The 19669-nt window shown below is 61.1% G+C and carries 18 protein-coding genes; 14 read left to right on the top strand and 4 right to left on the bottom strand.

What is annotated here, in order from left to right:
• Positions 1-308: 308 nt before the first annotated feature.
• Together CGA22_RS24440 and arsJ are read left to right on the top strand one after the other, a co-directional pair.
• Positions 309-1319: an ArsJ-associated glyceraldehyde-3-phosphate dehydrogenase gene (locus CGA22_RS24440; protein WP_041023158.1), complete on the top strand. Its 1011-nt coding sequence runs from the start codon at positions 309-311 to the stop codon at positions 1317-1319.
• Positions 1316-2533, top strand: coding sequence for an organoarsenical effux MFS transporter ArsJ (arsJ, locus tag CGA22_RS24445; protein WP_188258736.1), 1218 nt, complete (start codon positions 1316-1318; stop codon positions 2531-2533). Before CGA22_RS24440 ends, arsJ begins: the two co-directional genes overlap by 4 nt.
• Here the strand turns inward: arsJ and CGA22_RS24450 are convergent, their stop codons facing one another.
• Together CGA22_RS24450 and CGA22_RS24455 are read right to left on the bottom strand one after the other, a co-directional pair.
• Positions 2534-2953 carry a YeeE/YedE family protein gene (locus CGA22_RS24450; protein WP_041020029.1) on the bottom strand — a complete coding sequence of 140 codons (420 nt, stop codon included), beginning with the start codon at positions 2951-2953 and terminating at the stop codon, positions 2534-2536.
• 2 nt (positions 2954-2955) lie between these two features.
• Complete coding sequence (locus CGA22_RS24455; protein WP_041020030.1) at positions 2956-3390, bottom strand: YeeE/YedE family protein; 435 nt, start codon at positions 3388-3390, stop codon at positions 2956-2958.
• 150 nt (positions 3391-3540) lie between these two features.
• Here CGA22_RS24455 and CGA22_RS24460 point away from each other — a divergent pair, with 150 nt between their 5' ends.
• The 8 genes from CGA22_RS24460 to CGA22_RS24495 all read left to right on the top strand — a co-directional run bounded on the left by CGA22_RS24460 (position 3541) and on the right by CGA22_RS24495 (position 12393).
• On the top strand, positions 3541-4272 hold the full coding sequence (locus CGA22_RS24460; protein WP_041020031.1) for a GntR family transcriptional regulator: 732 nt from the start codon (positions 3541-3543) through the stop codon (positions 4270-4272).
• Positions 4273-4405: 133 nt separating this feature from the next.
• Positions 4406-5695 carry an MFS transporter gene (locus CGA22_RS24465; RefSeq protein ID WP_041020032.1) on the top strand — a complete coding sequence of 430 codons (1290 nt, stop codon included), beginning with the start codon at positions 4406-4408 and terminating at the stop codon, positions 5693-5695.
• Positions 5688-6545, top strand: a complete 858-nt coding sequence (locus CGA22_RS24470; RefSeq protein ID WP_041020033.1) for an amidohydrolase family protein — start codon at positions 5688-5690, stop codon at positions 6543-6545. The genes CGA22_RS24465 and CGA22_RS24470 overlap by 8 nt, the downstream gene beginning before the upstream one ends.
• Positions 6546-6710: 165 nt before the next feature.
• Complete coding sequence (locus tag CGA22_RS24475; RefSeq protein WP_041020034.1) at positions 6711-8885, top strand: PAS domain S-box protein; 2175 nt, start codon at positions 6711-6713, stop codon at positions 8883-8885.
• A gap of 2 nt (positions 8886-8887) precedes the next feature.
• Positions 8888-9262 carry a response regulator gene (locus CGA22_RS24480; RefSeq protein WP_041020035.1) on the top strand — a complete coding sequence of 125 codons (375 nt, stop codon included), beginning with the start codon at positions 8888-8890 and terminating at the stop codon, positions 9260-9262.
• Between the two features lie 202 nt (positions 9263-9464).
• Positions 9465-10622, top strand: coding sequence for a hypothetical protein (locus tag CGA22_RS24485; protein ID WP_156996818.1), 1158 nt, complete (start codon positions 9465-9467; stop codon positions 10620-10622).
• A gap of 51 nt (positions 10623-10673) precedes the next feature.
• Positions 10674-11249: a hypothetical protein gene (locus CGA22_RS24490; protein WP_223194919.1), complete on the top strand. Its 576-nt coding sequence runs from the start codon at positions 10674-10676 to the stop codon at positions 11247-11249.
• Between the two features lie 190 nt (positions 11250-11439).
• Positions 11440-12393, top strand: coding sequence for a bifunctional helix-turn-helix transcriptional regulator/GNAT family N-acetyltransferase (locus tag CGA22_RS24495; RefSeq protein WP_041020038.1), 954 nt, complete (start codon positions 11440-11442; stop codon positions 12391-12393).
• Between the two features lie 54 nt (positions 12394-12447).
• Here the strand turns inward: CGA22_RS24495 and CGA22_RS24500 are convergent, their stop codons facing one another.
• Positions 12448-13389, bottom strand: coding sequence for a hypothetical protein (locus tag CGA22_RS24500; RefSeq protein WP_052435060.1), 942 nt, complete (start codon positions 13387-13389; stop codon positions 12448-12450).
• A gap of 335 nt (positions 13390-13724) precedes the next feature.
• Between CGA22_RS24500 and CGA22_RS24505 the strand changes: the two genes are divergently transcribed.
• From CGA22_RS24505 to CGA22_RS24520, 4 genes are read left to right on the top strand one after another with little or no spacing between them, the layout of a single operon-like run.
• The gene (locus CGA22_RS24505) at positions 13725-14207 is read left to right on the top strand and encodes a formate dehydrogenase subunit gamma (RefSeq protein WP_041020039.1); all 483 of its coding nucleotides are present in this window, start codon (positions 13725-13727) and stop codon (positions 14205-14207) included.
• Positions 14201-15760, top strand: a complete 1560-nt coding sequence (locus tag CGA22_RS24510; RefSeq protein WP_041020040.1) for a formate dehydrogenase beta subunit — start codon at positions 14201-14203, stop codon at positions 15758-15760. Before CGA22_RS24505 ends, CGA22_RS24510 begins: the two co-directional genes overlap by 7 nt.
• On the top strand, positions 15757-18633 hold the full coding sequence (gene fdhF, locus CGA22_RS24515) for a formate dehydrogenase subunit alpha (RefSeq protein WP_188258737.1): 2877 nt from the start codon (positions 15757-15759) through the stop codon (positions 18631-18633). The genes CGA22_RS24510 and fdhF overlap by 4 nt, the downstream gene beginning before the upstream one ends.
• Positions 18630-18839, top strand: coding sequence for a formate dehydrogenase subunit delta (locus tag CGA22_RS24520; protein ID WP_041022443.1), 210 nt, complete (start codon positions 18630-18632; stop codon positions 18837-18839). The genes fdhF and CGA22_RS24520 overlap by 4 nt, the downstream gene beginning before the upstream one ends.
• A 67-nt stretch (positions 18840-18906) precedes the next feature.
• Here CGA22_RS24520 and CGA22_RS24525 read toward each other — a convergent pair whose 3' ends face one another.
• Positions 18907-19602: an OmpW/AlkL family protein gene (locus CGA22_RS24525; protein ID WP_188258738.1), complete on the bottom strand. Its 696-nt coding sequence runs from the start codon at positions 19600-19602 to the stop codon at positions 18907-18909.
• Between the last annotated feature and the right edge of the window lie 67 nt (positions 19603-19669).

A 19669-nucleotide genomic window follows, 5' to 3' on the forward strand; every position in this document is an offset into this window, starting at 1 on the left:
GCGATACAGACCTTTGTGGGAGCCGGGCTTGCCCGCGAAGGCGGTGATACATTCGACATGGATGCAAGCCGAACCACCGTCATCGCGAGCAGGCTCGCTCCCACATTGGATCGGCGGTGCATGCACTACTTATGCACGACACCGGACCTCTGTGGGAGCGAGCCTGCTCGCGATAGCGGCGGCATATTCAACATTGAACTACCTGATCCACCGCTCTCCCAATTTGCCTTCGCAATACCGGCGCGTGGGGGTTCCCATTACATACGGTAAAACATATATTCGATTTTTCGCATATAGGTTCGAACAACATGACGATCAAAGTGGGCATCAATGGTTTTGGCCGGATCGGTCGTCTCGCGCTACGGGCCGCCTGGCATTGGCCCGAGTTCGAGTTTGTGCAGATCAATGACCCGGCCGGTGATGCGGCCACTCATGCGCATCTGTTGAACTTCGACTCCGTGCACGGCCGCTGGAGCCACCAGGCTGATGCAGACGGCAACGACATCGTCATCAAGGGCAAGCGGATCAAAGTGACGGCCAACAGGGCCATTGCCGACACCGACTGGTCGGCCTGCGATCTGGTGATCGAAGCCAGTGGCAAGATGAAGACCGTCGCGGTGCTCAAGGCTTACCTCGACCAAGGCGTGAAGCGTGTGGTGGTCAGCGCCCCGGTGAAGGAAAAGGGTGCGCTGAACATCGTCATGGGGGTCAATCACCACCTGTTCAAAGCTGCCGAACATCCCATTGTCACTGCCGCATCCTGCACCACCAACTGCCTGGCCCCGGTGGTCAAGGTCATTCACGAGAAGCTCGGCATCCGCCACGGCTCGATCACTACCATCCATGACCTGACCAACACCCAGAGCCTGCTCGATCAACCCCACAAGGACCTGCGCCGCGCCCGCGCTTGCGGCATGAGTCTGATCCCGACCAGCACCGGCTCGGCCACCGCCATCGCGGAAATCTTTCCCGAGTTGCGTGGGCGCCTGAACGGTCACGCCGTGCGCGTACCACTGGCCAATGCTTCGCTGACCGATTGTGTCTTCGAGGTCGAGCGAGCCACCACCGTCGAAGAAGTGAATCAATGGCTCAAGGACGCCTCCGAGAACGAATTGAAAGACATCCTCGGTTTCGAAGAGCGGCCGCTGGTGTCTATCGACTACCGGACCGACCCGCGCTCATCGATCATCGATGCGCTGTCGACCCTCGTCGTCAACGGGACCCAGGTCAAGCTCTATGCCTGGTACGACAATGAGTGGGGCTATGCCAATCGCACCGTCGAACTGGCGCGAATGGTCGGTCTGGCCGGGCATTCATGAAGTCACTGGCGGCCCTCGCTCCGGAAGTGCGGCAATACCTGCTCGTCACGGGCAACTACTGGGCATTCACCCTCACCGACGGTGCCTTGCGCATGTTGGTGGTGCTGCACTTTCACGCGTTGGGCTACAGCCCGCTGCAGATCGCTGCGTTGTTCCTGTTCTATGAACTCTTTGGCGTCATCACCAACCTGGTGGGCGGCTATCTCGGTGCCCGGCTGGGTTTGAATCGCACCATGAACGTCGGCCTGGGCATGCAGGTCGTGGCATTGCTCCTGTTGACGGTGCCGACGGTCTGGCTGACGGTCCCCTGGGTGATGGCGGCCCAGGCCCTGTCCGGGATCGCCAAGGACCTGAACAAGATGAGTGCCAAAAGCACCCTCAAGCTGCTGGTGCCCGACGGGCAACAGGGCACGCTCTACCGGTGGGTGGCGATGCTCACCGGCTCGAAAAACGCCCTCAAGGGTATTGGTTTTTTCCTCGGTGGCGCGTTGCTGGCGTCGCTGGGGTTCAGGGGCGCGCTGCTGGCGATGGCCAGCGTGTTGGGGCTGATCTGGATCGGCAGTCTGATCCTGTTGAAGAGGGACCTGGGCAAGGCGAAAGCCAAGCCCAGGTTCCGCGACCTGCTGTCCAAGAGCCGCGCGATCAATATCCTGTCGGCGGCGCGGCTGTTCCTGTTCGGCGCCCGCGACGTCTGGTTCGTGGTGGCCTTGCCGGTCTATCTGAGCAGCGTCTTTGCCTGGGACTTCTGGAAGGTCGGCAGTTACCTCGCCGCCTGGGTGATCGGCTACGGCCTCGTGCAGTCGTTCGCGCCCTATATCACTGGCAAAAAACGGGGGCATGTACCGGACGGGCGTGGCGCGTTCCTTTGGGCGCTGGCACTGGCGGGCCTGCCGATGGCTATTGCGCTGGGCCTGGGCAGCGGACTGCCGCAACAGACGGTGCTGCTCGGCGGGTTGGCGGTGTTTGGTGCGTTGTTCGCGGTGAATTCGTCCTTGCACAGCTACCTGATCGTGTCCTATGCCAAGGAGGACGGCGTGTCGCTGGACGTGGGTTTTTACTACATGTCCAACGCTATGGGCCGGCTGATCGGCACGCTGCTTTCCGGTTGGGTGTATCAGGCTCATGGGCTGGAGGCATGCCTATGGATTTCCAGCGGCTTTGTCTTGCTCGCCGCGCTGATCTCCATGGCATTGCCCCGTCACGCGGGTCATTGATCAAGGGCGTGGTCGGTTTTCCAGTACAGAAAACACGGCCATGCCCGCCAGCATGGCCAACGTGAAGACGATGATCTGCCAGTGTCCGGTCAGCAGGACTGTGACGGCGGGGCCGGGGCAGATGCCCGCGATGCCCCAGCCGACGCCAAACACCAGGCTGCCGCCGATCAGGCGCCTGTCCAGTTCACGCTTGACCGGTAACTGCATCGGGTTTCCCAGCAGCGAGCGCGATTGCCGGCTCGCCCAGGTCAACGGTCCGATGGCGACGCCAATCGCCCCGACCATCACCCAGGCTAGGGACGGGTCCCAGGCCCCGCTCAAATCGAGGAAAGCCAACACCTTGGTCGGGTTGGTCATGCCTGCCAGCAGCAGGCCGATACCAAACAGCAGGCCGGCCATGAACGCGGTCAGCTTGAGCATGTTCAGGCTCCCAACCCATGGCGCAGGACAAACACCGTCACGAAGCCGCAGAGCATGAAGCACGCCGTGGCGACCATCGAACGCGGCGAGAGCCGTGCAATGCCGCACACGCCGTGCCCACTGGTACAGCCCGAGCCATAGCGGGTGCCAATGCCCACCAACAGGCCCGCTGCAACCAGCCCAACCCCACCGGTCTGGAATTCAATCGGTGGCACCGAGGCGAACGCGCCCCACACAAGCGGTGCGACCAGCAACCCCAGGAGAAACAGCATCTTCTCGCTCGCACCCTCGCGGCGGCGTTGCAAGAGGCTGCCAATCAGGCCGCTGACGCCGGCAACGCGCCCATTGGCGACCACCAACAGACTGGCGGCCAAGCCGATCAATGCGCCGCCTGCAAGGGATGACCAAGGTGTGAAGTTCAGCCAGTCGACGCTCATCAAGCTTCTCCGATCCGTGATGGGGGGCCGGCGTAGTGTACTCGCCATTCGTCAGCCCTATACCGAGACCATTCTTGACAACGTCGCTGGCTCGGCAAATACTCGGCGTATATTCATATATATGACTAGATAACAAGGTGAATAAAGTCGATGAAAGCCCTTTCCAGCGATGTCCGCCTGCCGCTCTATCAACGTCTACGAGACCAGTTGGCTGAACAGATCGCCAATAATCGCTGGCGTCCGGGAGAAGCGATTCCCACTGAGGCCGCCCTTTCGGCGGAGTACCAATTGTCTACCGGTACCGTGCGCAAGGCGGTCGATGCGTTGGTCAGCGAGGGCATTCTCGAGCGTCAGCAGGGGCGCGGTACCTTTATTCGCCGCCCTCAGTTCCAGTCTTCGTTGTTCCGCTTCTTCCGGTTTCAAAGCGCCTCGGGCGAACGTCGGGTCCCGGAGAGCCGCATCTTGTCCATCGAGCCAGTGGCTGCGCCGTCGGCGGTGGCACAGGCGTTGGGATTGCCCGTCGACGCACCGGTGATCCGCATCGTTCGTGTGCGTCTGCTGGACGTCGAGCCAGTGCTCGCCGAAGAAATCTGGTTGCCGCGCAGTCGCTTTCAATCGCTGCTCGATATCGACCTGAGCCAGAAAGGGCCGCTGCTCTATCCCATCTACGAAGAAACCTGCGGTCAGGTTGTCGCCTATGCCGAAGAAACCCTCACCGCCGAATCGGTGAATGACGTTCACGCCCGTTTGCTGCAAGTGCCGGTCAATAGCCCGGTTGTGGTGATCGAGCGTCTGGCGCGGGACTACGCCGGCAACCCGCTGGAGTGGCGACGCTCCCGCGGGCATGCCGAGCATTTCCGCTACAGCGTGGAGATCCGTTGACCCTGCCGGATTAGCGGGTCACCCGGCGGCGAGTCGTCGCCGCGGCTTTTACCGTTGTGTTTGCCCTCACTGGCCCTGTAGCGGCGCGGTTCGCTCTCGGCTGCCTTTCGTTCTGCTTATAAGGATAAAAATCATGTTCAGTTGGTATCGCCAAGTCACCGCGCGGGAGCGCAAAACGTTTTGGGCCTGTTTCGGCGGATGGTCGCTCGACGCGCTGGAAGTACAGATGTTTGGCCTGGCGATACCGGCGCTGATTGCGGCATTTGCCTTGTCCAAGGGCGATGCGGGGCTGATCAGCGGCGTGACCCTGGTGACCTCGGCTCTCGGCGGCTGGGTCGGCGGCACGTTGTCGGACCGCTACGGCCGGGTGCGCACGCTGCAATGGATGATCCTGTGGTTCTCGTTCTTCACCTTTCTGTCCGCGTTCGTCACCGGCTTTCACCAGTTGCTGATCGTCAAGGCGCTGCAGGGATTCGGGATCGGTGGCGAATGGGCCGCCGGTGCGGTGCTGATGGCCGAAACCATCAATCCCAAGTACCGCGGCAAGGTCATGGGCACGGTACAAAGCGCCTGGGCAGTGGGTTGGGGGCTGGCGGTCGGTGTGTTCACGCTGATCTACTCGTTCGTGCCCCAGGACATGGCCTGGCGGGTGATGTTCATCGTCGGCCTGCTGCCGTCGTTCCTGATCATCTGGGTCCGGCGTAACGTCGAGGAGCCGGACAGTTTCCAGCGCCTGCAAAAAGAACAGGCGATCCCGCAGAGCTTCTTCAAGTCCCTGGCCGGCATCTTTCGCCCTGAGCTGATCCGCGTGACCTTGTTTGGTGGGCTGCTGGGGCTAGGCGCACATGGCGGTTATCACGCGGTGATGACCTGGCTGCCGACCTTCCTCAAGACCGAACGCAACCTGTCGGTCCTCAATTCCGGCGGCTACCTGGCCGTTATCATCTTCGCCTTCTGGTGTGGCTGCGTGGTCAGCGGCTTGCTGATCGATCGCATTGGCCGTCGCAAGAACATTGTGCTGTTCGCGCTATGTTGTGTCGTGACTGTGCAGTGCTACGTATTCCTGCCGCTGACCAACACTCAGATGCTGTTCCTGGGGTTCCCGCTCGGCTTCTTCGCCGCTGGCATTCCGGCGAGCCTCGGGGCGCTGTTCAACGAGTTGTACCCGGCGGATGTGCGTGGCGCGGGTGTGGGCTTCTGCTACAACTTCGGCCGGGTACTCTCGGCGGTCTTTCCCTTCCTGGTCGGCCACATGAGCGATTCCATGTCCCTGGGTTCAGCCATCGGCATCGACGCCGGGATAGCTTATGGCGTGGCGGTGCTCGCGGCGCTGTGTCTGCCGGAAACCCGCGGACGCAACCTTGAAGCCTCCACTGCACCGGCAAACGCCACGGTCGACGGTAACGAGAGCGCCCATGCCTGATACCTTTTCTACGCCAATCACCGGCATCGACTCCCATGCCCATGTGTTCAGTCGTGAGCTGGCGCTGGCTGCCGAGCGGCGCTACACACCTGACTATGACGCGACGCTTGGCCAATACCTGCACCACTTGCAAGCCCATGGCCTGAGCCATGGCGTGCTGGTGCAGCCCAGTTTTCTTGGCACGGATAACAGCTATCTACTGGCCGCGCTCCAGCAGGCTCCCCAGCAATTGCGCGGGGTCGTGGTGCTGGAGCCTGGCATCAGCCGTGCGGTGATGGAAGGCATGGCCCGGCTGGGGGTGGTCGGTGTGCGCTTGAATCTGATGGGCAAGGACCTGCCTGATTTTCGGGACGCAGCCTGGCGAGATTTCTTCGGCCATCTGGTTGCGCTGGACTGGCATGTCGAATTACACCGCAACCTGGCGGACCTGCCGGGGCTGATTCGCCAACTGATGCCATTTGGCATCAGGCTGGTGATCGATCACTTCGGACGAGCGGATTCGCGCCTGGGCATCGAGCAAACTGGTTTTACCGAGCTGCTGGAGCTGGGTTTGAGCGGACAGCTGTGGATGAAGGTGTCCGGCATCTACCGATTGGCCGGGACCGATCATGAGAATCTGGAGTTCGCCCGAGCCTCATTGGCCTTGCTGGCGCAGAGCTTCGGCCCCCGACGCCTGGTGTGGGGCAGCGACTGGCCGCATACGCAACATGAACGAAGCGTCGGCTTCGAGACGGTCATGGGGCAGTTGCGCGCGCTGGGGTGTTCGGCGTCGCTGATGAAGGCGCTGATGGTGCAAGCACCTCAAGCATTGTTTGGTTTTCCGGATACAAGGGCTATTGCATCAAGTTAACCTGAACTCGTACGACGAATAAGGATCTAGAATCCATTGTAGCTGCATGCAAGAGACCCCCACCTGAATTCAGAGTGCGTTGCTCGAGGCGGATTGCCGGCCCGAATACATGCATGGGGCGATGGACAGCAAGGGCAGGTTAGCCAGGTGGATCGAGGATCACTGATGTCAAACGTTGAAGAACTTCCCAGGGAAACACTGGCTCCGAGCGAGTACGAAAGCCTGGTTTCGATTGGCGAAAATGCGCTCGAGGCCATTCCCGGTGCGGTGTATCTGTGTGATCGCGAGGGCTGGCTCGTCAGATACAACAGTGAGGCGGCCGAACTGTGGGGGCGCAGGCCGGAGCTCGGCGTGAACGGTGATCGCTTCTGCGGTTCCCATCGATTGTTCTTGACCGACGGTACACCGCTGGCGTTTGCAGATAGCCCGACGGCCTCGGCCCTCAGTACCGGTGTTGTGACCCGCAATCAGGAAATCCTCATCCAGCGCCCGGACGGGTCGCGGTTCGTGGCACTCATGAATATCCGGGCCCTGAGAGACCGGCGAGGTGTCATTCAAGGGGCAATCAATTGCTTCCAGGACATCTCTGCGCAGCACGCCATGGCCGAGGAGCTTCGGCGCAAGAGCGCCGACCTTGAAGACTTCTTCGAGAACAGCGCCGTGGGCCTGCATATCGTCAGTGGCGAGGGCATCATCCTGCGTGCCAACAAGGCTGAATTGGCCCTGCTGGGTTACTCGGAAGAGGAATATATCGGTCGTCCTATCACCGAGTTTCATGTCGATGAGCCGGTGATCGGCGACATTCTCAATAAACTGGGCAGCGGTGATTGCCTGGAGAACTACCCGGCGCGCTTGAGGGCCAAGGACGGTTCGATCAAGTATGTCTCGATCACTTCCAATGGTCGGTTCGAAGACGGAAAACTCTTCAACACCCGGTGTTTCACCATCGACGTGACGTGCGTTCATGCGGCCGAGGCTGCGCGCCAGGAGAGCGACGACAGGCTTTCTGCCACCTACGAGGCGGCGACCATCGGGATTGCCGAGGCCGATGTCGACGGTCGCCTGCTCCGGGTGAACGACGCCCTCTGCCACATGCTGGGCCGTACTCGCGAGCAACTGCTGGCAATGACATTCCTGGACTACACCCACCCGGACAGCGTCGAGCAGGACGCGACCTTGTACGCGCGCCAGGTTGCCGGCGAAATGGACAGTTACGTGCTGCGCAAACGCGCGCTCAAGCTGGATGGCGAGATCGTCTATCTCGACATACACAGTTCGTCGGTACGCGATGCTAGCGGCGAATTCCGCTATGGCGTGCGGGTGCTCCAGGACGTCACCCTTGCGCAGCGAATGGAAAACCAGGTTCGCGAGAGCGAGCGGCACATGCGCAATGTGCTCGAAGCGCTGCCCGCTGCGGTCTATACCACCGACGCCGAAGGCCGGATCACGTTCTACAATCGTGCGGCTGTCGAATTATCCGGGCGCACGCCCCAGTTGGGCGACCTGTGGTGCGTGACCTGGAAGCTGTTCAACACCGATGGAAGCCCGCTTCCCCACGACCAATGCCCAATGGCCGTGGCGTTGAAGGAGAACCGGGCGATTCGGGGGGCCGAGGCTATTGCCCAACGACCGGATGGCACCCGTGTGCCGTTCAACCCCTATCCCACGCCCCTTCATGATGCCGATGGCAACCTCGTGGGCGCGATCAACATGTTGGTGGACATTACCGAGCGAAAGCAGGCGGAAAACCGCCAGAAGACGTTGATCGACGAACTCAATCATCGGGTCAAGAACACCTTGGCCACGGTGCAATCCCTGGCGGCCCAGACCGCGCGCAACGCAGAAGACGCCAAGGACGGCTACCGGCGATTCGAAGCCCGGCTGCTGGCGTTGTCGCGGGCTCATGACCTGCTGACGAAGCGGCACTGGGAGAACACACCTCTGGACGCCCTGGCCAAGGAAGTGCTGATGCCGGTCTTCGGGCTCGAGCCCGACCGCATCACGGTCGAGGGCGCGACCATCGACGTCGGCACCCGGGTGGCGCTCAATTTCACGATGACCCTCAACGAACTGGCGATCAATGCGCTCAAATATGGCTCGATGTCCGTCGAGACGGGGACGCTTTCAGTGTCCTGGGACCTGCAGCCCCAACCAAACGGTACCTTGTTGACCCTGGATTGGCGCGAGCAGGGCGGGCCGCTCGTGGCCCGGCCGGAGCGGGAAGGACTGGGTTCGCGGTTGATGAAGCGTTGTATCGAGCGCGACCTGGGAGGCCAGTTCGACATGACCTTTGCCCCGGAGGGCGTTTGCTGCCGCTTCTCGTTTCTGATCGGAGCCTAGGCATGCCTCCATTCGCTGGAGTCAGGGTACTCGTGGTCGAGGATGAAGGCGCGATTGCCATGTTGATCGAGGAAATGCTGGAAGACCTGGGCTGCGAAATCGTGGCCTCGGTCGCACGGCTCGCAACGGCGCGGGACGAGGCAAGCACGGCGTATATCGACCTGGCCATCCTGGATGTCAACCTGGCCGGCGAACGGGTTTTTCCGGTCGCCGAGATTCTGCGCGATCGCGGCATCCCGTTCTTATTCAGCACCGGATACGGTACCAGCGGAGTGCCGGGCGAATTCGCCGGTTACCCGGTCCTGCACAAGCCGTTTTCGGAAAGCGAGTTGCTGCAGCGTATGACCCTGGCGTTGAGGCATCGAGCGTCGACGTGATACTCCTACGCAATGATCCACTGCCATCGCGAGCTGGCTCGCTCCCTCGTTCTTCGAGTTTCCCAGGAAAATCGAATCCATCACGAAACCTGTGGGAGCGAGCCTGCTCGCGATGGCGGTGGCACATTCAATGCCCATGAAAACTGCCCCAACGCTCTGGGCAACCTCCCTTAAAAGTAGAATGTGCCGCCGCTGAGCGCACTTGGACAAAACCGTTATTTTCTTCCGATTGATGTGCTGGGAATCGACTCTGGTGCTAGCCTTTTTCAACGCATCCAAGGAGGAGAGTGCCGTGTCCAATTGCAAGAAGTGCCACTATCCGGTCAGCGATCTTTTCATGTATTGCCCTTTTTGCAATACGTTACTGGACGATGGTTCAGCCTCTCTACCAAGCGCCTCTCCACCGAGCAGCGCAACGATCAAACATGTCGCACGCGTCACGCCGAAAATCGCCATCGGTAAGGTTCGAATCGAAGGGCTGGGCGAGATGGATCCGCCGGAAGGGGTGACTCCGCCGTTCAATTTCCATCCGACACCCGGCGGAACCGGTGCACTCGGCCGGCTTGTTGATTCAAAGGGGCGTGGTTGGTATTTGATGAGAAATCGACCTCACTCCAGCCTTTACCATTGGCGCAAGATCTTCAAGGCCAAGCGCAAAGGTGGCGGTTTCCACATGACAATGCGGCTTGAGCGCGAACAGCCTTCGATGCACCAGATCGCCGCCGACTGGAACCATCGTCAATGGGCGGTTGATGAGTCGGGCTACAGCAATATGTCGCTGGAACAAGCGCTGGTGGGCACCGGCCGCAATGCCGACAAGCGCAAGTCTCAAGGCAGCGTCATGGCGAAGTTTTTCATCGCCGTGGCTAACGGTACGGCATTCGGCCTGCTGCCCCCCTTGAGCAGTGTCACTGTCGAAGACGCAAGGCGAGCCGTGGGATTGATCGAAAGTGGGTCGCTGTCGGCATCGCGCTATGCCGCCCGTGACGATCAGGAATGGCTTCATCTGCGCGGCCATGGTCTCGGTGGCAGGGAAGAGCCCAGTAATCTGGTCGCGGGCAGTCACGGAGCCAACAGTGAAATGGCAGCCATCGAAATGGTGCTCCAGCAATTCGATGGCAAGCGGCCCCTGACCTACAGCGTCAAGGCAGACTGCCTCCCCGGGACATTGATCAGCACCCTGATCACCATGGAAGTGCTCCTGAACGGCACGCGAATCTTCTCCCAGGTGATCAACGCAGCTCGCTTGCGACTTTCTTTATCTGAGTACGCTCATATCCAGGATGAATTGGTGAATCGCATCGTGACAGATGGCCGCAAAGGGCGTGAAACGGTGTTTGTGCCGGCGTCGACGAGTTGAATGACCTTCCTTGGGGAATAGTCTTCTGTGGGGAGTGGTAGCTAATCAACCATGCTGTTGATGCGCTACTATCTGCGCTCACCTCCCGTACTTCGGACTTTCTCTTTCATGAAATTGCACTTGCTTACTGCCAGTCTGTTCCTCGCCTGTACCCTGACTCACGCCGCCGAGCCGAAGTCCCTTCCAAAACCTTTGGAGGAGCAGGTCGGGCATCTGGTGGCACTCCTCAAGGACAGCTACGCCACCGGCTACCCTGAAGCGACGCTGGTGCAGACGCTGGATACCGGGGAAGACAGCGAAGTAACGCTTGCGGTGTTCACCATTGAAGGTTTTGGCATGGGCAACAATTACAGCCAATACCTGGCGGTTTTTAACCCTGAAGAAAACGAAGAGGGCAAGCAGCGTTACAACTTGCTGGATGTGATTCGCATCGGTGGTGACAGCTGGCGTTCGATCGACAAGCTGGATGCCAAACTGGTCAGCGATCCGACGGGTGAGCAGACGTTGATCGATATTCCGGTCATGGAGAATACCGATGACGATGCGCCGAATTTCCCTAGCCGGGCGGCAACCATTCACTTGTCGCTGGACGGGGCGCAGTCGCTCCGACTGGTGGAGTTGAAGTAGGGGCGGCGTGTCAGGCCGTGCCCTGAAGATCCAGTTCCTGTCGTCAGCGCAGCGTCGGTCAGGTCGTGCGTCCATTCCCTGCGCCGACCTGCCAGGAATAGAGTTCGAATGAAACCCACCTCTCCTCATGCCCAGGATTAAGTTGGTTGTGCTATACAACTAACTGTATGTTTCTGCTGAGGCGTATCCCATGGACCATTTCCCGCAAGGCGCGATCAACCACATCCGTTCGGCGTCGCGCCTCATGGTGCGAGAATTGGGATTCATGAACGCCACGCTGGCGGCTACGGCGTATCCGCCATCGTCCGTGCATGCCATCGTCGAGATCGGGAACCGACAGGTGCTGACGGCCGCCGAGCTGGTCGAGCTCCTTGGCCTGGAAAAGTCCAGTGTGAGCCGCATGGTTCGCAAGCTCATCGAAGCGGGTGAACTCGAAGAAATTCCCAATGAGGCTGACGCACGCTCAAAGCACCTGCGACTCACTGCGCAGGGAGCCGATACACTGCGTTCCATCGATCGCTTCGCCACGCAGCAGGTAGAAGCGGCCATGTCTCTCTTGACCGAGGAGCAACGCCGGACAGTCCGTGAAGGCATCGCCCACTATGCTGTCGCGCTGCGTGCACATCGACTCGGTACTGAACTGTCATCCCCGGCGCAACTGCTGGACATTGCCCGCGGTTATCGCCCCGGAATCATCGGCCGCATTGTGCAGATGCATGCGGACTACTACGCCAGGCATTCGGCTTTCGGCCAGCCCTTCGAAAGTCTGGTGGCCTCGGACATGGCCGAACTGATGGGACGTTTGCACAACCCACGCAATGAAGTCTGGGTGGCCCTGGAGGGGGAGCGCATTGTCGGCTCGATTGCCATTGACGGTGAAGGCGAAGGCGGTGAAGCGATCCTGCGTTGTTTCATTCTCGACGATTGCGCCCGAGGCAAGGGCGCAGGCAGGCGCCTGTTGGCCGAAGCGATGAAGTTCTGTGACCAGTGGCAGTTTCCTGCTACCCGGCTCTGGACATTCCAGGGGCTCGATGCGGCTCGCAGGTTATATGAAGATTTCGGTTTCAGATTGGAACATGAGCAGGAAGGACAACAGTGGGGGCGGCGGGTCATGGAGCAGTGTTTTGTGCGCCCCTTTTTGTAAGGTCGCCCACTATCTGGAAATCCCACAGGGCCGTGCGGGATTCAATTGCCTTGATTATCCGGCCTTATCTCCACTCTCCGGTTTGGGTGGAGTGATGAGCCTCGTGTTGCGTTCGATGATGATCGAGTCATTGGGGATTTCCAGCCGAATGGCTGTATCCGCGGTACGCATTTCAATCAGTGTCGAGTTGCCTACTCCGCGGAACACCACGGTCGCGTTATCAAAGGCTTTATAGCCCTCCAAGGGGGAATCCTTAGGAGCGGGAAGTAGGCCGGCATAAGGCGGTTTCACCAGAATCGTCGCTCGTTCGATGCGTATCTTGGCAAGGCTCATGGCGGTTTGCAGCAAGTCCGAGGTAACGCCGCCCATGAGAATGGGTGCCAGGATGAGGAGTCCGGCGATCATCGCCCTGAGTCTTTTCATGGGTTTCACATCGACGTGGACGTCGTTGTCGACAGGCTCGGCGCCGGCTGTCTGCGTCTGCGGGGGCGACCCGTACACGGCCTTTATTTTTTCGTTCTGCTTAAGAAAGGCCGAATAAACGACGTATTGAAAAATCGGCAGCAGAATGAGGGGCATATGCTCAATGGGATTTCTGCGCGCAAGAAAATAAATGGTCACCACGCCACAAATGCCAAGCAACACCGTCAGGAACGTTATTTTCTGCAGTTTCAGTTCCGGCTTGGGCTTTTCAGTGCTGAATATTGTTGCGAACCAGATGAGAAATCTCAGCACTGGTACGAACAGTGGCGCAAGCAGTACGCCCGCAGCCGTGACGGACGCCGAGAAGTAAAGGCAGATGACCCCGAAACAGAACGCCGCGACCAAAAACAGCAGGCTATCTCCGATGGAAACGCCTTGCGGGTAATGGCCGTTGACGAGCAGGTAGCTGACGATGCACGTCCCGCCAGTCAGTAAGCCCACTTTCGCTGCCAGGGAAAGCAGCTTCGTTACCAGATCAATTTGCTTTTCCAGTTCACTCGTTGCTTCCCGCATCCTGCGTTTCTCATGAGCTATATGATGAGTGGGTTTAGAGCCGTTTTCGCCAATGTGCAAGTCGCCGGCAATGGGTTATAAGACAAGTTCCCGTGGAGCGCGGGTGACTTTCACCTCGAGTCGCTTTCAGAACGCGTTTTGTCGTCCATGTGCAATTGCCAGTTCCCGGGAGTGGCAAGCTGTAACGATGCCCCGGATCAGGCGCACCAAGATGCCTGACCGGAGAGCGAGGAGGGCGACCGGATAACCACGCTTCCGTGACGTGGCCGGACGCCGCAGCCAAGACTCCGGACGACTGCCTTCAGCAGTGTCGTTCGAGATGCCGAGGTAAGTTTATGCCCGATGAGACGCTTCACCTGCCTCTGATTCAACGTGTATTGGAGCGCGAAAAGGACACCCCCGGTGCCTTGCTGCCGATTCTTCATGCCATCCAGGAAGGCTGCGGGTACGTTCCCGACGCAGCCGTCCCGGAAATCGCCCATGCCCTCAACCTCAGTCTGGCTGAAGTGCGCGGCGTTATCAGTTTCTACCACGATTTCCGTACCACGCCGCCTGCGCGTCACACCCTGCGCCTTTGCCGGGCGGAGTCCTGCCAGAGCATGGGGGCCGAACAGCTGGCTGCCCAGTTGCGCGAACAGTTGTCGCTGGACGATCACGGCACCAGCGCCGATGGCAGCATCAGCCTGCGGCCGGTCTACTGCCTGGGCGCCTGTGTCTGCTCGCCGGCCCTGGAGCTGGATGGCCAACTGCACGCACGGCTGACGCCTGAGCGCCTGCGCGAGTTGGTCAATGGCTGCCTGGAGGAAGGCACATGCTGAAGCTCTGCATTCCCCGCGATTCGGTAGCCCGTGCCGTCGGCGCGGACACGGTGGCTGCTGCGCTGGTGCGCGAGGCCGAACGTCGGCAGTTGCCGCTGGAGGTGCAACGCACCAGTTCCCGTGGCCTCTATTGGCTGGAGCCGCTGCTGGAGCTGGAAAGCGCCAACGGCCGGCTGGGCTTCGGCCCTGTCACACCGGCGGACGTGCCTGGGCTGCTCGACGCCCTGGCAGGCGACCCCGGCAACCATCCATTGGCCCTGGGGCCGGTGGAGGACATCCCCTATCTCAAGAGCCAGCAGCGCCTGCTGTTCGCTCGCGCCGGTATCACCCGGCCGCTGTCCCTGGATGACTACCGCGCTCATGGCGGTTTCCAGGGCCTGGCACGCGCGCTCCAGCAGGATGGCGCGCAAGTAGTCGCCAGCGTGCTCGACTCGGGCCTTCGTGGCCGGGGCGGCGCGGCGTTCCCGGCGGGCATCAAGTGGCGCACCGTGCGCGATGCACCGGGTACGCAAAAATATGTGGTGTGCAACGCCGACGAAGGTGACTCGGGCACATTCGCCGACCGCATGCTGATGGAAGGTGATCCGTTCCTGCTGATCGAAGGCATGATCATTGCCGGTATCGCCGTGGGCGCCAGCATGGGCTACATCTATGTGCGCTCGGAGTATCCGGACGCCGTCTCCACCTTGAACGATGCCCTGGGCATCGCCCGCCAGGCCGGCTATCTGGGCAGCGACGTGGCAGGCAGTGGCCGCACTTTCGAGCTGGAAGTCCGGGTGGGGGCCGGTGCCTACATCTGTGGTGAAGAAACCGCTCTGCTGGAGTCCCTCGAAGGCAAGCGTGGCACGGTTCGCGCCAAGCCACCGTTGCCTGCGCTGCAAGGTCTGTTCGGGCTGCCGACCCTGGTCCACAACGTGCTGACCCTGACCTCGGTCCCGGTGATCCTGGAGAAAGGCGCACAGTTCTACCGCGATTTCGGCATGGGTCGCTCCCTGGGGACGATGCCGTTCCAACTGGCCGGTAACATCCGTCATGGCGGCCTGGTGGAGCGCGCCTTCGGCTTGACCCTGCGCGAGCTGGTGGAAGAATACGGTGGTGGTACCGCCAGCGGCCGGCCATTGAAGGCCGCCCAGGTGGGTGGTCCGCTGGGTGCCTGGGTCCCGCCTTCGCAGTTCGATACACCGCTGGACTACGAGGCGTTTGCCGCCATGGGCGCGATGCTCGGCCACGGCGGTGTAGTGGTGGCCGATGACAGCCTGGACATGGCCCACATGGCCCGCTTCGCCCTGCAGTTCTGCGCCGAAGAATCCTGCGGTAAGTGCACGCCGTGCCGTATTGGTTCGACCCGTGGGGTGGAAGTGGTGGACCGACTGCTCGCCAGCACCGATGCCGGTGCCCGTCAGGAACAGGTCCTGTTGCTCCAGGATCTCTGCGACACCCTGCAATACGGTTCGCTCTGTGCCTTGGGTGGGATGACTTCCTATCCTGTCGCCAGCGCCCTCAAGCATTTCCCTGCCGACTTCGGTCTGGCGACCACGGAGGCCGACCAATGATCAACATTTTCGATCCCGCCAGCGATATCGACCTGGGCACCCCGGAACGCGAAAGCGAGGTGCAAGTCAGCCTGAGCATCGACGGCCGCGAAATCACCGTTCCCTCCGGGACCTCGGTGATGCGCGCCGCGGCATTGCTCGGCACCACCATCCCCAAACTCTGTGCCACCGACAGCCTGGAGCCGTTCGGTTCCTGTCGCATGTGCCTGGTGGAGATCGACGGCATGCGCGGCTATCCAGCCTCGTGCACCACGCCGGTCACCGAAGGCATGGTGGTACGCACCCAGACCTCCCGACTCGCCGGCCTGCGGCGTAACGTGATGGAACTGTACATCTCCGACCACCCGCTGGACTGCCTGACCTGCTCGGCCAACGGCAACTGTGAATTGCAGACGGTGGCGGGGCAGGTCGGCCTGCGTGAAGTGCGCTATGGCTACGAGGGTGACAACCACCTGGCCGAAACGAAGGACGTTTCCAACCCTTATTTCGACTACGACCCGAGCAAATGCATCGTCTGCAACCGCTGCGTGCGGGCCTGCGAGGAAACCCAGGGCACCTTCGCGCTGACCATCACCGGGCGCGGCTTCGATTCACGGGTGGCGGCCGCTGGCGGTGACAACTTCCTCGACTCCGAATGCGTGTCCTGCGGCGCCTGTGTGCAGGCCTGCCCGACGGCCACGCTGATGGAAAAAAGCGTCGTGGAAATCGGTCAGCCGGAGCGCAGCGTCATCACCACCTGCGCCTACTGCGGTGTCGGGTGCTCCTTCCGCGCCGAAATGAAAGGCGACCAACTGGTGCGCATGGTTCCGGACAAGAACGGCCAGGCCAACCATGGCCATTCCTGCGTCAAGGGGCGTTTCGCCTGGGGCTACGCCACCCACCCGGATCGCATCACCAAGCCGATGATTCGCAAGCACATCAACGATCCGTGGCAGGAAGTCAGCTGGGACGAAGCCGTCAACTACGCGGCCAGTGAATTCCGTCGCATTCAGTTGAAATACGGCCGCGACTCCATCGGCGGCATCACCTCTAGTCGTTGCACCAACGAAGAAACCTACCTGGTGCAGAAGCTGGTGCGTACCGCCTTCGGCAACAACAACGTCGACACCTGCGCCCGGGTTTGCCATTCGCCGACCGGTTATGGCCTCAAGCAGACACTCGGCGAGTCCGCCGGTACCCAGACCTTCGATTCGGTGATGCTGGCCGACGTGATCCTGGTGATGGGCGCCAACCCGACCGATGCCCACCCGGTGTTCGGCTCCCAGCTCAAGCGTCGCCTGCGCCAGGGTGCGCGGCTGATCGTCATCGACCCGCGGCGCATCGACCTGGTGGATTCGCCCCATGCCCGCGCCGACCTGCACTTGCAACTTCGCCCGGGCACCAACGTGGCGATGCTCAATGCGCTGGCCCATGTGATCGTTACCGAAGGACTGGTCAACCAGCCTTTCGTCGACGAGCGCTGCGAAGCGGCGGACTTTGCCCGCTGGCGCGACTTCGTCAGCCTGCCTGAGAACGCGCCCGAGGTCCTGGGCCCGGTGTGCGGCGTGCCTGCCGAGCAGATCCGCGCCGCCGCACGGCTCTACGCCACCGGCGGCAACGCGGCCATCTACTACGGCCTCGGCGTGACCGAGCACAGCCAGGGCAGTACGTCGGTGATGGGTATCGCCAACCTCGCCATGGTCACCGGTAACATCGGTCGCGAAGGCGTCGGCGTGAACCCGTTGCGCGGGCAGAACAACGTGCAGGGTTCCTGCGACATGGGTTCGTTCCCCCACGAGCTGCCTGGTTATCGCCACGTCTCCAACGAGGCAGTGCGCGCCCAGTTCGAGCAGGCCTGGAACGTGACCCTGCAACCCGATCCGGGGCTGCGCATTCCAAACATGTTCGAGGCGGCGCTGGATGGCTCCTTCAAGGCGCTTTATTGCCAGGGTGAGGACATCGCCCAGAGTGACCCGAACACCCAGCACGTGACTGCGGCCCTGAGCGCCCTGGAGTGTGTGGTGGTGCAGGACATCTTCCTCAACGAGACGGCCAAGTTCGCCCACGTATTCCTGCCGGGCAGTTCGTTCCTCGAGAAGGACGGTACCTTCACCAACGCCGAACGCCGTATCTCGCGGGTACGCAAGGTGATGGAGCCCCTGGCCGGCAAGGCTGACTGGGAGGCCACCATGGCCCTGTCCGAAGCCCTGGGCTACAAGATGGACTACAAGCATCCTTCCGAGATCATGGATGAAATCGCCCGCCTGACGCCGACGTTCACCCGGGTCAGCTACGCCGAGCTGGATCGCCATGGCAGCCTGCAATGGCCGTGCAACGATGACGCGCCGGACGGTACGCCGATCATGCACATCGACGAGTTCGTGCGTGGCAAGGGGCGCTTCATGCTTACCGGCTATGTGCCGACCGATGAGAAGGTCAACAGTCGCTATCCGCTGCTGCTGACCACCGGACGTATCCTCAGCCAGTACAACGTGGGTGCCCAGACCCGGCGCACCGAAAACGTCGCCTGGCACGAGGAAGACCGGTTGGAAATCCATCCGAGCGACGCCGAGAGCCGCGGTATCGTCGAGGGCGATTGGGTCGGTATCGGTAGCCGCGCCGGACAGACCGTGCTGCGCGCCAAGGTTTCTGAGCGGGTGGCGCCAGGGGTGGTCTACACCACCTTCCACTTCCCGGAATCGGGTGCCAACGTGATCACCACCGACAACTCCGACTGGGCCACCAACTGCCCGGAATACAAGGTGACGGCGGTGGAAATCGTGCGGGTCAGCCAACCTTCGGAATGGCAGAAACGCTACCAGGCCTTCAGCGATGAACAGGGGCGCCTGCTGCGCGAGCGCCGTCATGCCGAGAAAGCCGAGGTGCGTCGATGAGTACCGAAAGCCTGATCAAGATGGCCAACCAGATTGGCCAGTACTTCTCCAGTGAGCCGGACAAGACGCTGGCGGTGAACGGCGTGCGCCAGCATATCCAGAGTTTCTGGACACCGGTCATGCGCAATCAGCTGATGAAGTGGCGGGTGGAGAATCCTGGCGATGGGCTGCACCCGCTGGTGCAGGCGGCATTGACGGAATCCTAGCGCAAAGGTTCGGTGCGCAGCCCTGGTCGGCTGCGCACCGTTCCCCGGACACAGAGGGCTGTTGTGTTCAGAATTTGTAACCCAGCCCAACCATGTACACGAAAGGGTCCACCTCGACATTCACTTTGGACCTGACCCCAAGCGTTGTATTGCTTACATAGGCATCGGTCTCGATGTCGATATAGCGCATCTGTGCGTTGAGCATCAGGCGATCGGTGAGCATGTAGTCTGCGCCCACCTGGGCTGCCCATCCCCAAGAATTGCTGGCGTGAAACGAGTCGAAGCCCGCGGCGCTGGCGCGGCTGCCGACGCTTTCATCGTAGACCCAGGTGTAATTGATACCAACGCCCAGGTAGGGCTGGAAGGCTGCCTTGTTGTTGAGCGGGTAGTAGATCAGGCTCACGGTTGGCGGCAGATGCTTGAGGGATCCCAACTTGCCATCGGCAATGCCACCGGAGGTGCCGGAGATATTCACGTCGTGTTCGAATGGCGTCGCCGCCAGCAGCTCGACGCCCAGGTGGTCGGTGATCATGTAGGCGAAATTCAGGCCCAGCTGGGTATCGCTGTTCAGGCTCGCCTTGCCGCCCAGGTCGGTACCGGCGAGGCTACCGCGATCGACGCGCACGCTGGAGCTGCTTTCCCGAGGGTCGACGGTCACGGCTCCCGCGCGGATCAGAACATCGCCGGCTTCGAAGGCCTGGGCTGTGGTGGCCGACATCGCCCCGATCAACAGGGCGCTGTTCAGAAGATTCGATTTACGCATGCATCACTCCACAATTCGAACGAAGGCCATCCAGCTCGAACCGCGGACGGTTCCAGGTGGTGCCGGA

This window comes from Pseudomonas sp. PSB18, from assembly GCF_014596565.1.
Classification (GTDB): domain Bacteria; phylum Pseudomonadota; class Gammaproteobacteria; order Pseudomonadales; family Pseudomonadaceae; genus Aquipseudomonas.